This is a genomic window from Ignavibacteriales bacterium (assembly GCA_026390815.1).
GTDB lineage: Bacteria > Bacteroidota > Ignavibacteria > Ignavibacteriales > SURF-24 > JAPLFH01.
Genome location: JAPLFH010000055.1, coordinates 58,399 through 73,420 on the forward strand (window position 1 = coordinate 58,399; position 15,022 = coordinate 73,420).

At 32.6% G+C, this 15,022-nt stretch carries 10 protein-coding genes; 7 read left to right on the forward strand and 3 right to left on the reverse strand.

What is annotated here, in order from left to right; genetic code table 11:
* The first annotated feature begins 64 nt into the window (after nt 1-64).
* Nucleotides 65-361: an HU family DNA-binding protein gene (locus NTX22_16885; GenBank protein ID MCX6152204.1), complete on the forward strand. Its 297-nt coding sequence runs from the start codon at nt 65-67 to the stop codon at nt 359-361.
* A 93-nt stretch (nt 362-454) separates the two neighbouring features.
* Here NTX22_16885 and NTX22_16890 read toward each other — a convergent pair whose 3' ends face one another.
* The 3 genes from NTX22_16890 to NTX22_16900 form a co-directional block, all read right to left on the reverse strand.
* The gene (locus tag NTX22_16890; GenBank protein ID MCX6152205.1) at nt 455-2,716 is read right to left on the reverse strand and encodes an aconitate hydratase; all 2,262 of its coding nucleotides are present in this window, start codon (nt 2,714-2,716) and stop codon (nt 455-457) included.
* A gap of 167 nt (nt 2,717-2,883) precedes the next feature.
* Nucleotides 2,884-3,465, reverse strand: a complete 582-nt coding sequence (locus NTX22_16895) for a D-sedoheptulose 7-phosphate isomerase (protein ID MCX6152206.1) — start codon at nt 3,463-3,465, stop codon at nt 2,884-2,886.
* A 90-nt stretch (nt 3,466-3,555) separates the two neighbouring features.
* Entirely contained in the window at nt 3,556-4,320 is a 765-nt protein-coding gene (locus NTX22_16900; protein ID MCX6152207.1) for a geranylgeranylglyceryl/heptaprenylglyceryl phosphate synthase, read from the reverse strand.
* A 115-nt stretch (nt 4,321-4,435) separates the two neighbouring features.
* Between NTX22_16900 and NTX22_16905 the strand changes: the two genes are divergently transcribed.
* The 6 genes from NTX22_16905 to NTX22_16930 all read left to right on the forward strand — a co-directional run bounded on the left by NTX22_16905 (nt 4,436) and on the right by NTX22_16930 (nt 14,935).
* Nucleotides 4,436-4,630, forward strand: coding sequence for a hypothetical protein (locus NTX22_16905; GenBank protein ID MCX6152208.1), 195 nt, complete (start codon nt 4,436-4,438; stop codon nt 4,628-4,630).
* Nucleotides 4,631-4,882: 252 nt separating this feature from the next.
* Nucleotides 4,883-5,086 carry a hypothetical protein gene (locus NTX22_16910; protein ID MCX6152209.1) on the forward strand — a complete coding sequence of 68 codons (204 nt, stop codon included), beginning with the start codon at nt 4,883-4,885 and terminating at the stop codon, nt 5,084-5,086.
* Between the two features lie 133 nt (nt 5,087-5,219).
* Nucleotides 5,220-9,083: a PAS domain S-box protein gene (locus NTX22_16915; protein MCX6152210.1), complete on the forward strand. Its 3,864-nt coding sequence runs from the start codon at nt 5,220-5,222 to the stop codon at nt 9,081-9,083.
* Between the two features lie 24 nt (nt 9,084-9,107).
* Entirely contained in the window at nt 9,108-12,965 is a 3,858-nt protein-coding gene (locus tag NTX22_16920; GenBank protein ID MCX6152211.1) for a PAS domain S-box protein, read from the forward strand.
* Between the two features lie 567 nt (nt 12,966-13,532).
* Nucleotides 13,533-14,159 (forward strand): sigma-70 family RNA polymerase sigma factor, encoded by a 627-nt coding sequence (locus tag NTX22_16925; protein MCX6152212.1) that lies wholly within the window; start codon nt 13,533-13,535, stop codon nt 14,157-14,159.
* Between the two features lie 116 nt (nt 14,160-14,275).
* The gene (locus NTX22_16930; protein MCX6152213.1) at nt 14,276-14,935 is read left to right on the forward strand and encodes a response regulator; all 660 of its coding nucleotides are present in this window, start codon (nt 14,276-14,278) and stop codon (nt 14,933-14,935) included.
* Nucleotides 14,936-15,022: the final 87 nt, after the last annotated feature.

Below are 15,022 nucleotides of genomic sequence, written 5' to 3' on the forward strand. Positions count from 1 at the left end.
CTTTAATCGCAAAATTAATTATTTTATACAGTGAATTTAAAACCACTAATAAAGGAGTAAAAATATGGCTGATGTAAGACCAATGACCAAGGGTCAAATTGTTGATCATCTTGCTAAAAAAACTGGAACTACAAAAAAAGTATCTACCCAGTTTCTGGAAGAATTAGTTGCCTTAACTTACAAGGAAGCTAAAAAATCTTTTGTAATACCTGGTTTAGGAAAATTAGTTCTGGCACAAAGAAAGAAAAGAATGGGAAGAAATCCTGCCACTGGTGCTGTAATTTCAATTCCTGCAAAGAAAGTTTTGAAGTTCAGAATTGCCAAAGCAGCAAAAGATGCAGTATTAGGTCCAAAGAAATAATTCCTGTTAACGGTAAAATTAAAAGTCCCGAGATCTATCGGGACTTTTTTTATTTTAAAGAGAGAATATTTTAAGAAATTAAATTCTCTAAAATCAATTCATAGCTTTTGCAATTAAGTTAAGTGCGCTGCCAGCTTTGAACCAATCAATCTGGGAAGCATTAAAGGAATGATTCAGCCAACATTCTTCTTTCGATCCATCCGTATGTTTTATTACTAACTTCAATTGCTTTTCTGGTTTGAACTCCGCCAAACCAATTATACTTAATAAATCATCCTCTTTAATTTTTTCGTAATCAGAAGGATTTGAGAAAGTAAGTGGAAGCATTCCCTGCTTCTTCAAATTTGTTTCATGGATACGAGCAAAACTTTTTACAATAATCGCTTTACCACCAAGAAATCGCGGTTCCATTGCAGCATGCTCGCGGCTGGAACCCTCTCCATAGTTTTCATCACCAATTACTATCCAGCCGTGTCCGTGCTTTTTGTATGAACGGGCTACTTCGGGAATTGATTTGTATTCACCTGTAAAAATATTCTTAGTCTTACCGGCATCATCTGTAAAAACATTTATAGCACCAATAAACATGTTGTTGGAAATATTATCAAGATGACCCCGATACCTAAGCCATGGTCCTGCCATTGAAATATGATCAGTTGTGCATTTGCCTTTAGCTTTTAACAGCACCGGTAAATCAATAAAATCTTTTCCGTTCCATGATTCAAACGGAGCAAGTAATTGAAGGCGATCACTTTTTGGATCAACAAAAATCTCAGTTTTGTATCCTTCTCCTGAAGGCGGAATAAATCCATTAATGCCTTTTGTAAACCCTTTCCCAGGTAATTCATCACCCGTTGGTGGAGTTAGTTTTATCTTCTCTCCTTTTGAATTTGTCAATTCATCAGTAATGGGATTGAAGGATAAACTACCGGAAATTGCTAATGCAGTTACAATTTCCGGACTTGCAACAAAAGCAAGTGTTTGTGGGTTACCATCATTTCGCTTGGCAAAATTTCTATTAAATGAAGTTATAATTGTATTCCTTTCCCCATTCTTTAAATCAATTCTTTTCCACATCCCAATGCACGGTCCGCAGGCATTTGCTAAAACTAATCCACCGAATTTTGTTAGTGTACTTAGTTGACCATCTCTTTCGATTGTTGCGCGAACCTGTTCAGAACCAGGTGTAATAGTAAATTGGGATTTTGCTTTTAATCCATTTGCAAGAGCTTGTTGTGCTATATTTGCCGATCGATCAATATCTTCGTAACTGGAATTTGTGCAGCTTCCTATCAATGCAACTTTAATTTCATCAGGGTAATTATTTTCTTTTACTGCTACTTTCATTTTAGAAATTGGAACTGCAAGATCAGGTGTGAATGGACCATTGATATGAGGTTCAAGTTCGCTTAAATTAATTTCAATTACTTTATCAAAAAATTTTACGGGATTTTGTTCTACCTCTGGATCAGCCGAAAGAAAATCTTTTAAACTTCCCGCAAATTCTGCAACATCTTTTCTATCAGTCTTCATTAAATAATTTGCCATCTTTTCATCAAAAGGAAATATAGAAGTAGTTGCTCCAACTTCTGCCCCCATATTGCAGATAGTTCCTTTGCCTGTGCAGGATATTGATTTTGTTCCCTCACCAAAATATTCAATGATGGCACCAGTTCCTCCCTTAACAGTAAGTATTCCGGCAAGTTTAAGGATAACATCTTTTGCAGAAGTCCAGCCATTTAATTTGCCTGTTAAGTGAACTCCAATAATTTTTGGCCATTTTAATTCCCATGGCATCCCAGCCATAACATCAACAGCATCAGCACCGCCAACGCCAATAGCTATCATTCCAAGCCCACCGGCATTAGGTGTATGAGAATCAGTACCTATCATCATGCCACCGGGGAAAGCATAGTTTTCAAGTACAACCTGGTGAATTATTCCCGCTCCGGGTTTCCAAAAACCAATACTGTATTTCCGAGAGGTGGCTTCAAGAAAATCATATACTTCTTTATTCTCATCTTTTGCACGAAGTAAATCATCTGTTGAACCAACCTGTGCCTGAATAAGATGATCGCAATGTACAGTTGATGGAACCGCTGTGGTTTTTCTTCCTGCATGCATAAATTGAAGTAGAGCCATCTGAGCGGTTGCATCCTGCATTGCTACCCGGTCAGGTGCTAACTCAACATAATTCTTTCCTTTAACAAATTCTTTATTTGTATGCCTCCATACGTGTGAGTAAAGAATTTTTTCAGTTAAAGTTAGTGGTCTATCCAGAATTTTTTTTGTGTTCTGAATTTTGTCTTTTAGTGATTGATAAAGTTCTTTGATTCTATCTATATCCGCAGTCATTGTTGTCCTCTTTTTTCTTTGATTCAATATAAAAAAAGTTGGGAATAATTGCAGTACGGAATTGCGAGAACATCAGTTGTAGTTTATAAAAAAGATTGAAGAAAAAATTTTTAAAATTAAGATGAATTGGTAATCCTAATATTTTTTAGCATTCGATAATCTGAATCTTATCCATAAAGTTCAGTTTCTACAAGTTCGCAGATGATATGCGCAACAGTAATGTGTCCTTCTTGAATTCTTTGGGTGCTCTGCGATGGAATAACTATTGCAACATCCACTAATGGTTTGAGCCTGCCACCGCTGCCGCCAAGAAAGCCGATTACTTTAATTCCTTTTTGTTTTGCTGCTTCAACTGCTTTTAAAATGTTTGGAGAGTTACCGCTTGTTGATATTGCAATTAAAACATCACCATTAATTCCTAAACCTTCTACTGAGCGGGCAAATACATTTTCAAATCCAATATCATTTCCGCCAGCGGTTAAGTTAGAAGTGTCCGTGGTTAATGCAATTGCTGGTAAAGCAGGTCGTGTAAGATGATGACTTAATCTAATCATAAATTCGGCGGCAATATGCTGGCAATCGGCTGCACTGCCTCCATTACCACATAGTAAAAGTTTTTTCCCATTCCTAAATGATTGAATAATTAAATCAACTGAAGAAAGAATATCATCTAAACATTCTTTACTTATTTTCAATTTAGTTTCTGAGCTTTCGTTTAATGAATCGATAATAAATTTTTCTTTGTTCATTTCACATCTCAATTCTTTAGTTGGAGGTTAGATTGTATAAGAGAAATAATTTTATTGATCACAGTTTTACAACTTATCATTACAGAAAATTTATGATTGGACAATCATTTTTTGTTTACAATGAACTGCATTTGCAAATTCTGTTACCATATCCCAATTATTTTCATCTTCAAAATGGTTACCAATAACAATAATTTTTGCACCAGCTTCAACTTTTGATTGTGCTGTTTCAGCATCTCTAATTCCACCACCAACTATAACTGGTATATCACAAATTTCAGATACTGCTGTTATCATTTCTACTGGAACAGATAATTGGGCGCCTGAGCCTGCTTCAAGATAAATAAGCTTCATACCAATATACTGGGCTGCAAGTGCTGTGGCACTGGCAATTTCTGGTTTAGTACGAGGGATTGGTTTGCTGGCACTCATATATTCAGCAGCAGTATATCCACCCGATTCAATAAGCATATAACCAGTTGAAATTGGTTCAATTCCAAATCTTTTAATAATGGGTGCAGAAATTACATGTTTACCAATTAATTGATCAGCATTTCTACCACTAACCAGCGATAAATATAAAAGTGCATCGGCTTCTGGAAAAACATGACTTACGCTCCCCGGAAATATAATTGTTGGTTTGTTACATTCACTTTTAATAATACTTATGGTTCTGGACATATCCCCTTTCATCATCAGGCTGCCGCCAATTAAATAGCCATCTACTCCCGCATTATTATTGATGTTTAGAAATGCCGGAAATCTTCCTTCATCAACTTTATCAGGATCAATCAGGATTAGAAATGCAGCGCCCTTCTGGGAAATTGTTTCTAGTAAATAGTTATAGACTTTCATATTCGTCAATAAATTTTTGCAAAATATAGTTATTTTTACACAGTATAACAAAGAGTGCGGAGATACTGTATTTGAGTTTGGATTAAACAATTGAGAATAAAAGAGATTTTAAGTTATGAAGAAACAACTTAACCGAAAAGGAAAAATATATTCTTGGAATAATGGTTTAGTTTACTGTGATTTTAGTTGCGAACACGCGGTCTTTAGTAAACCGGAGGTAAGCGGAGCTTGCAGAAAAGAAATTTCCATCTGGTGCAAGCGAGTTAAAAAATATAATAACAAACACAATAAATGTTTAGTAGGCAACTAATTTCATTTCGAATTTAACCCTGCTTGTTAAGAATTATTTTTCTTCTTCTTCATTAAACTTTGTAAAGATTATTCGATAATCAGATTAATCATTTGCTTTTAATTAGCACTTCCAAACTTCTAAGGGATTTAGGATACTTTATAAGATGATAACAAGGTAAGTAAAACTATTTGGGCTTCACTAACGGAACAAATTAAATCGCAAATTGAAAAATAAAACTTAACACTCAGGTGTATTCAAATTATTACTTATATGAAAAGTAACTATTCGCGAAATATTTTTGATGAAAATGAATTTTTCGCATTTCGAATTTCGGATGATGGAAAAATTGTAAGATGCTGGCGTGGTAATAAAGATTTATCATTGATAAGAGAAAGAATCCAAAATAATTTTTACGATAACGAAGAAATAATTGATTATATTGCCACTCAAATTCTTAGTGATTTAAAATTATAATTTTTTTAATTGTGTCTTAAAATAACTTATCTAAAAACATCAATCCACAGTTATTAGTTTTTGTACCTTGACTTTTCTAATAAAAATACGATAATAGAGTAAGGTTTATTTAATCTTTTCAAATAGAACTTTGATGAAAATATTTAATTTCTTAACAATAATTTTAATCCTCTTAAATCCCATGGTTTCTAACAGCAATGGGAGGGGGAAGTTTGATTCAGTTGTACTTCAATTAAAGTGGTATAACCAATTTCAGTTTGCTGGCTATTATGCTGCTAAAGAAAAAGGATTTTACAAAGAAGAAGGATTAGATGTAATTATCCGAGAAGGCACTCCGGATAACAGAACCATTAGCAATGTTCTTACAGGTAAAGCCAATTTTGGTGTAGGTGATGCTGATGTACTTTATTCAAGATTAAAAGGAAATCCATTAGTAGTTCTAAGTGTAATTTTTCAGCACTCACCTTATGTACTTTTAGTTAATAATAAAGGGAATATAACTGAGCCTTCCGATTTAATCGGGAAAAAAGTGATGATTTCTGAAGAGCAAGGAACTGCCAATATAAAATCAATTTTTTTAGTAGAAGGAATACCATTAGATTCTATTCACTTTGTACCACAATCCTGGAATTTAAATGATCTGACAAGTGGAAAAGTAGACGCAATTTCTGCTTACATAACAAGCGAGTATGTTCAATTAAAAAAAATGGGATATAAACCAAAGGTGTTTTTTCCAGAAGATTATGGGGTGGACTTTTATGGCGATTTACTATTTACCACTGAACAAGAAATTAAAACTAATCCAGAAAGAGTTGAAGCCTTCCGACGTGCAAGCATAAAAGGCTGGACTTATGCGATGAACCATGTTGACGAAATGATTGAAATAATTTTAAGTATGAAAGGAACGAAAGAACATGGTATAACTCGGGAATTATTGCGGGAAGAAGCCGCACGGATACGTAAACTGATATTGCCAGAAATGATAGAGATTGGACATTTCAGTATTGATCGTTTTGAAAAAATAGCCGAAGTATTTAAATCTCTCGGAATGATAAAAGGTAATTATACTCTCGATGGATTTGTTTATGCTCCGGAAAAAGAATCGAGCAAGGAATGGCAGCAAATAATATTAATAACAATAATAATCTCGTTCTTTATTGTGTGTTTTACTGTTCTATGGATTTTGCAGCTAAAACGAGTTGTTAATAAAAGAACTATAGAACTAAAAAAGGAAATTGAACAACATAAAATAACTGAAGTATCTTTGTATCATGAAAGAGAGTTATTGCAAAGTCTTATGGATAACATTCCCGATACAATTTATTTTAAGGATAATAAAAGCCGGTTTATAAAAATAAATAAAGCTCAAGCAGAAACTTTAGGATTAGCAAATCCAGATGATGCAATATTAAAAACAGATTTTGATTTTTTTCCAAAAGAGCAGGCAAGTTTAGCTTTTGAAGATGAGAAGGAGCTTATTAAAAACCGCAAGCCGATGTTAGATAAAGTGGAAAAAATTAGGGTAAGCGATGGAACTTACAGGTATGTTTCCGCAACAAAAGTACCAATTCTTAATAAAAAAGGATTAGTAACTGGTTTGGTTGGAATTTCCAGAGATATTAGCAGTCGCAGAAATGTAGAAGAATCTTTGCGAGAAAGTGAAACTAAATACAGATCTCTTTTTGAAAATATAATAAATGCATTTGCTTACTTTAAAGTTTTGTTTGACGAAAACAAACAACCGGTAGATCTTATCTTTGTTGAAGTAAATAAAATTTATGAAAATATAACCGGCTTAAAACGTGAAAATATAATTAGTCTTTCCATTAGTAAATTTATGCCAATATCAAATATTGATTTACTTGGAATTTATAAAAAACTTGCTGAAAGTGGTGGGAGTACAAGTTTTGAATATTATTCAAATATTATGCGAAAGTGGATTTTTCTTACTGTTTATAGTGATAGGGAGGGCTTCTGCTCAACTTTATTTGAAGATATTACTGAAAGAAAAACAGCGGAAGAACAAATCTTAAATTCTGAAAGAAAATTTAGAACCTTGTTCGATAACTCCTCCGATGCAATTGTTTTAATATCCGAATTTAAATATCTGGATTGTAATGCCCAGGCATATGAAATGTATGGATGTTCCCGAGAACAATTGATTGGGAAATCTCCAATAGATTTTTCGCCGGAATTTCAGCTTAATGGCGGTTCTTCACAGGAACAAGCTTTAGAAAAAATGACTGCTGCTTTGAATGATCAAATGCAGCATTTTGAATGGATCCATTGTAAGTTGAATGGTGATTTATTTTTTGTAGAAGTAAATTTAAATAAGATTGAAATCAACGATAAAATTTTGTTGCAAGGAATTGTAAGAGATATTTCTGAACGGAAACGTGCCGAAGAATCATTAAAACAAAGGCAACTTGAATTTAGATCTCTTGCAGACAATCTACCGGACTTTGTTGCAAGGTACGATCGTCATTTACGCTACATTTATCTTAACAAACAAATGGAATTTTTTACAGGTATACCCAAAGAAGAGATGTTAGGAAAATCAGTTTTAGATCTCGGTATGCATGATAATTCTTTTCTTTTGTCTAAGCACGAAATTGATAGAGTATTTAGTTCCGGCAATATAAACACCTATGAATTTACATCTGTTGTAAGCGGAAAACCATGTCTGTTTGAATCGAGACTTATTCCGGAATTTGGTGTTGATAATACTGTTAAAACAGTACTGGCTATTACAAGGGATATAACTGAAAAGAAGCGATTTGAGGAAGTTCAGAATGCACTCTACAAAATTTCTGAATCAGTAAACGCAGCGGAAAATCTTCCCACCCTTTATAAAAGCATCCATGATACAATAAAGGAATTAATGATTGCTGATAATTTTTATATTGCAATTTATGATCCGCAAAATGATTTGGTGAGTTTTCCTTATTTTGTAGATGAATACGACACTACTCCTGATCCAGTAAAACCACGGCGAGGTTTAACTGAATTTGTTTTAAGAACTGGAAAGGAAATACTTGTTAATGACAAAGTTGACCTTGAATTGCGCGCTTTAGGTGAAGTTGAATTAATTGGTGAACCAACAAAAATCTGGATGGGGATTCCACTTAAACTAAGAGAAAAAACATTTGGAGTTTTAGTAATTCAGGATTATCATGATGAAAACGCTTATGGTGAAGAAGAAATACAAATCTTAACTTATGTTTCTGAACAGATTGCAATTGCAATTGATAAGAAAAGGTCAGAAGAAGAACTTGTTAGATATGCGGATGAACTAAAGGAATTAAATGCGTCAAAAGATAAATTCTTTTCAATCATCTCTCACGATCTAAGAAGCCCATTCCATGCCTTGCTTGGTATTACAGAATTAATTGCTGATGATGGTATGTCCATGGAAAAAGGAGAGATTATTAACTTCAATAAAGAAATCCATAAGGCATTAAAAAACCAATACCGGCTACTCGAAAATCTGCTTGAATGGTCAAGAATTCAAACCGGAAAATTGGAGTACCAGCCTGTAAAAGTTAATTTGTTTGAAAAGGTGAATGATGTAATAAATGTTTTAATGGGTAATGCAGTAAAAAAAGAAATTTCATTAATCAATAATGTAAGCAATGATGTAATTCTTAAAGCTGATCAAAATATGATTCAATCGATTCTTCAAAATTTAATATCAAATGCAATCAAATTTACAAACATCAAAGGGGAAATTAATATTAATGCAGTTGAACGACCTGGATTTGCAGAAATTTCCATCGCGGATAATGGAATTGGAATAGACAGCAAAGATTTAAACTTTTTATTTAGAATTGACGTTCAATATTCGAGGCTTGGTACCGCAAAGGAAAAAGGAACTGGATTGGGATTAGGTTTATGCAAGGAATTAGTTGAAAAACACGGCGGAAAAATATGGGCAGAAAGCAAATTGGGTTCTGGTACAACCTTTACTTTTACTGTACCACTTTTTAATCTAAGTTAAAAATAGTTTTTCTATTGAGGTTTTATGATTCGTATGGGTGATAAACGTGCAATACCATGGGAACTGATTTTAATATTTTCCTTACTTACTGTTATTATTTCTATTGCAGGAAAATTTTACTTCGCAAATTTAGAAAGGGATATTAAAAATGAAACGTACGAAGACTTAGCCGCTATATCACAAATAAAAGCAAATCAAATTGTCCATTGGCGGCAGGAGAGGTTAAGTGACGCCAAATTTATTTTTAATAACAGCTCCTTCAAACATCTAATCACTAAATATCTAAAAAATCCTACATCACATAGTATAAGTAAAGAGATAGCAATTTGGCTGCTACCAATGAAAAATAATCATGAGTATATTAAAATTATTCTTGTGGATACTACTGGAAAAAGCTATCCAATTTTTGATGATACTGGTTATTCTCTTTCTGAATTAGAAAGAACTTCGGTGCAAACATCCTTAACAAAGAATGAAATTATTACAATAGATTTGCACAAGAAATCAGATGGAAAAATAATCTTAGATAATGTTGTTCCTCTTTTATTAGATGAAAATAACAGAACAGAAATTTTGGGATGTTTAATTTTTGAAATTGATCCATATAAAGTACTTTTCCCATTAATTCAATCCTGGCTTACCAAAAGTAAAACTTCAGAAACATTATTAATCCGGCAAGAAGGTAGCGAGGTTATATATTTAAATGAACTTAGGCATAAAAGAAATACAGCACTAAATCTTAGGTTTCCTTTAAGTAAAATAGAATTGCCAGCTGCAAGAGCAATACTTGGTGATTCTGGCATTTTTGAAGGTTTGGATTACCGGGGCATTGCAGTTCTATCCCACATCAGCAAAATTCCAGGCACACCATGGTTTATGATTGCTAAAGTTGATACGAAAGAAATATATTCTCCGATTCGTGAAAAAGCGTTTATTGTTTCAATCTTTGTTGGTCTTTGTATTCTGCTAAGTGGTCTTAGTACTTTTTTTATCTGGAAAAACCAACAGCTTAAATATTACCGAAGACAATATGAAATAGAGATTGAGCGTCAGGCATTAATAAAACATTTCGATTACATGACGAAGTACGCAAATGATATAATTTGGCTAATGGATTTTAACGGTAAGTTTATTGATGTGAATGATAAAGCTGTTAAAGTTTATGGCTATTCTAAAGAAGAATTTTTAAAAATAAATATTAAGAGTTTTAGGCTGAAGGAAGAATTGCAGTTGGTTGAGCAACAAATGCAACTTGCTGATGAAAAGATGGGAATTGTTTTCGAAACCACTCATATTAAAAAAGACAATTCCAAATTTCCGGTTGAAGTTAGCACACGAGCTATTAAAATTGAGGACACAAAATATATTCAAAGTATAATCCGGGATATTACGGAAAGGAAACAAGCTGAGAGAAAAATTCTTCGATTGAACAGAGTTTATTCGGTGCTAAGCAACATTAACCAGGCTATTGTAAGAATAAGAGATAAACAAAAACTTATTGATGAGGCTTGCCGGATTGCAGTGGAAGACGGTTTATTTAAAATGGTTTGGATTGGAATTATTGATGAAAATTCCCACTCTATAAATATTGTTTCAAGTGCGGGTTATTCGGATGGTTACCTTTCTTTGATCCAAGGATTTTTTTATGGAAGCGATAATGAAATTAATCCAATGGTGTCTGCAATTAAAGAAGGAAAATATTATGTATGCAATAATATTGAAAAAAGCATAAATATAAGATCATGGCAGCTTGAATCATTGAAAAGAGGATACAAATCTGCAGCGACTTTTCCTATCAAAGTATTTAACTGTACTGTTGGATGTTATTGTTTATACTCAACTGAAGTAGAGTTTTTTGATGAAAATGAAATTAAACTTTTGGAGGAACTAGGTTCTGATATTTCTTATGCACTTGAATATTTAGAAAATGAAGAACAAAACAGATTAACACGTGAATCACTTGAAGAAAGTGAAGAAAAATATCGCCAGCTTGCAGAAACTGCTAATGATATAATTCTTGTACACGACTTTGAGGGAAGAATACTTTATTCGAATAAAAAAGGGGTGGAAATAAGCGGTTTTACTGAAGATGAATTTAAACAAAAAAAAATAATGGAGCTTATTCCTGTAGAGTATCATTTATTAATGAATAACCACCGGAACGATAGGCTTTCTGGCAATATGGAAACTTTTTTATATGAATGCGAAATAATTAGGAAAAATGGAGAAAGAATTCATTTAGAAGTTAATTCCTGTGTTATCATTAAAAATAATGAACCAAATAGCATTTTAATTTTAGCCCGCGATATTTCTGAAAGAAAATTGTTTGAGGAAAGTATTATAAAATCGGAATTGCAATTCCGTTCTGTGTGGGAAAATTCTTTTGATGCAATGCGTTTAACCGATGCTAATGGAAAACTTGTTTCTGTAAATGGAGCATTCTGCAAACTGTTTAAAATGCCGCAAGAAAATTTAGTTGGCAAGGATTTTAACATAGTATATATCCCAGAACCTGAAGTAGAATATATTTATAGTTATATGAAAAATTTTGCCGAAAGAAATGTAAAAGAAAAAATTGAGGCAGATCTTAAAATTTGGGAAGGAAGCAAAATTTGGGTCGAGTTATCCAATTCGTTTATCGAAATCAAGGATCAATCGGTAATGCTATTAAGTATTTTTAGAGATATTACCGATAGAAAAAAAGCTGAAGCTTTACTTATTGAGGCAAAAGAAAAAGCCGAAGTATTGAACAAGGTAAAATCAAACTTCCTTGCAAATATGAGTCACGAACTTAGAACACCGATGAGCGGAATACTGGGCTTTTCCGAAATGCTTTCAATAGAACTTGAAAATCCTTTGGATCGGGAGAAGGCGAGATTAATTTACGAAAGTGGCAAAAGGCTTACTGAAACACTAAATCAAATTCTCGATCTATCTGATATTGAGACTGACAAATTAATCCTGAATTTTGAAAACGCAAATGTGGTTAGCGTTATTCGTGAATCCTTAAATAAATTTAAATCGCTTGCTGAAAATAAAAATCTCAAACTTCTAACTAATTTTCAAAAAGATGAATTGTATGCAAAGTTGGATGTTAGAATGTTCAACAATGTTGTTACAAACTTATTAGATAATGCGATTAAATATACCAGAACCGGAGCTATTACTATTAAAACCTCTGAAGTTGAAATTGAAAACAATGCTTTTGCTCAAATTGATATAATTGATACCGGTATTGGGATCCCGGAAGAAAGTAAAAAATTAATTTTTGAATCATTCCGCCAAGTTAGTGAAGGATTAAATAGGCAATTTGAAGGCACTGGTTTAGGTTTAACAATTACAAAAAAAATTGTTGAACTTATGAATGGAAAAATATTTGTGGAAAGTAAAGTTGGAGTCGGCTCAACATTTACATTAATGTTTCCTTCAATTACTGAAGAAGAAAGGAGGAAATTATTATTAAAATCTGCTCCAATACAATTTGATGATTCGATAGGCAAATTAAATATAAAAACTGAGCTGCCAAACATACTTTATGTTGAAGATGATTCTGCATGCCAAACTGTAGTGCAAGTATATTTAAAAAACTTTTGCGATTTGCAGCTTACTACAAACGGTGAATCAGCATTGAATATGGTTAAAGAAAAAAAGTATGACCTGATATTGATGGATATAAACTTAGATGGAAAAATGGATGGATTGGAAACTACAAAAAGAATAAAAGAAATATCCTGTTACCAAAATACTCCAGTGGTTGCGGTTACGGCATATGCAACTTCAGGTGATAGAGAAAGGTTTATTTCCGGCGGATGTTCTCATTATTTATCCAAGCCTTTCGGAAAATCGGACTTAACTAATTTAATTTTACAACTGATTAAATGAATTAAATAGTACGTAATTACCCGATTAATAATGGAACTGATTATCGCTGTGCAGAAGCCAGGTTGTTATAACAAAAATCCTCGATCTAACATAATATAAATTCTAATTTTGATGGTCTATATAATTCAATCATCTACAGTATGAATTATCTTTAGAAAATTTTTAGACTACTCCAAATTAAAATTCTTGAATTAAAATTGGAATGTGATCGTATTTGATGGCATGATCAATATTAGTCAACAGAATTTTTTCATAAATAAAAACTGAATCCCTAATTCCAGTATTTTTTGATCAATTCGAATTTAACTCCAAATACTTCCAACCTATTAACCGAAAAGTAATTTAATCTTTCCGGTTAATATTGGTACAATGTTTGTCTGATAAGTTACCAGTTGAGGTGATTTAATGTTGAACAAAAACAATTTTTAGGTAAAACTGGTAAATGTTAGAACAAAAAAGGTAAAAGTTACAAGTAAAGACTCATACCTTACTGAATTTATTCAACATTGCTGATGGGTGTTATGAAAATGGGTTTTGAAAATATTAAACAAAATTTGGAAGGAGAAAATGGATAATACAATGTTATGGTCAAGTTTTAAAGTTACACCAACATCTGACCTTAAAAAACAAATAATAATGAATTATACAAATTTAGTTCACTATGTTATTCGTAAATCCAGGTTTAAGCCGGTAAATATTATTGATGAAAAAGATTATTTTCAATTTGGCATTGAAGGTTTAAGCGAAGCAATTGACCGGTTTGATCCGGATTATGGGACTAAATTTGAAACATATGCCATTCAGAGGATCAAAGGGAAAATAATTGACGAAATCAGAAAGGTTCAAATAAAACCAAGATGGAATAATAATGATGAAAATGAAATTGTCTATACAAACCTGTCATTAACTAATTCTGTTGATGGAGATGAAGGATTCCAGCTATGCGACATTATTCCTAATGATACAGAGTTACCAGATGAAACTTTAAATAAAAATGAATTTAAAAAGGAATTGGTTAAAGCCATTACGGAACTTGATAAAAGAGAAAAACTTGTTCTTACCTTATACTATTATGAGGACTTGAATTATAAGGAAATAGCTCAAATTCTTAATCTAACAGTTTCCAGAATATCTCAATTGCATTCTGGAATTATTCGTAAACTTCGTAGCTCTATAAAGAAAGAGTACTGTTAACAACTAATTTCTGTGGTCGGTAAATATAAATCCATAGGAAATTGAATTTTCATTTACGTATATTTTGTTAAGAATAAATGCTAAAAATGGATTAATGATTTTTTAGAAAAACCATTTTGGAAGAAAAAGACAAAATATTAGTAGTTGAAGATGAAGAAGATACCAGGTATATCCTTGATCGTCTTCTTAATAAAAATTCTTACGAAGTTAAAACCGCAAACAACGGGGAAGATGCTTTAAAAGCACTTAATGAGTTTATTCCAAAAGTAATTATTGCTGATTGGACAATGCCGGGTATTGATGGAATTGAACTTTGTAATATCATCAAGAAAGACGAAAGATATAAATTAATCTATTACATTCTTTTAACCGCAAGAGCCTCACTTAAGGATAGAGTAACCGGTCTTGATATTGGAGCTGATGAATTTTTAGTTAAACCGGTTGAAAACCAGGAATTGTTGGCACGAATCAGATCAGGAGTTCGAATCCATAAATTACAAAGCGAATTAACAAAGATTGAACATAACAGGGCTGTTATTGAAATGGCAACTACTATTGGTCATCAGATTAACAACCCATTAGGAAGTTTAATAATGGCTTTGAAAAATTTGGAACAGGAACTTGAGGTTAGTAAAAAAGAAAACCTGAAAGACGATTTCTACATTATAAACGAATCCATAGATAGAATTAAAAAATTTGTTGAGGCTCTGTCTAAACTGGAAAGCCCCGAAGTTGTGGCTTATATTAAAGATAGTAAGATGATAAAAATCAATTAGAATACAATTCCAGCTTTATAATCATTATTGTTAAAATATCCAACTTGGCTGATCCTGCACAAAACTAATCAACATCCTCCGAAATTT

Excerpts from the sequence above, each read along its gene's own strand:
- NTX22_16885 (MCX6152204.1), top strand. The coding sequence starts at position 65 with ATGGCTGATGTAAGACCAATGACCAAGGGTCAAATTGTTGATCATCTT.
- NTX22_16890 (MCX6152205.1), bottom strand. The coding sequence starts at position 2,716 with ATGACTGCGGATATAGATAGAATCAAAGAACTTTATCAATCACTAAAA.
- NTX22_16895 (MCX6152206.1), bottom strand. The coding sequence starts at position 3,465 with ATGAACAAAGAAAAATTTATTATCGATTCATTAAACGAAAGCTCAGAA.
- NTX22_16900 (MCX6152207.1), bottom strand. The coding sequence starts at position 4,320 with ATGAAAGTCTATAACTATTTACTAGAAACAATTTCCCAGAAGGGCGCT.
- NTX22_16905 (MCX6152208.1), top strand. The coding sequence starts at position 4,436 with ATGAAGAAACAACTTAACCGAAAAGGAAAAATATATTCTTGGAATAAT.
- NTX22_16910 (MCX6152209.1), top strand. The coding sequence starts at position 4,883 with ATGAAAAGTAACTATTCGCGAAATATTTTTGATGAAAATGAATTTTTC.
- NTX22_16915 (MCX6152210.1), top strand. The coding sequence starts at position 5,220 with ATGAAAATATTTAATTTCTTAACAATAATTTTAATCCTCTTAAATCCC.
- NTX22_16920 (MCX6152211.1), top strand. The coding sequence starts at position 9,108 with ATGATTCGTATGGGTGATAAACGTGCAATACCATGGGAACTGATTTTA.
- NTX22_16925 (MCX6152212.1), top strand. The coding sequence starts at position 13,533 with ATGGATAATACAATGTTATGGTCAAGTTTTAAAGTTACACCAACATCT.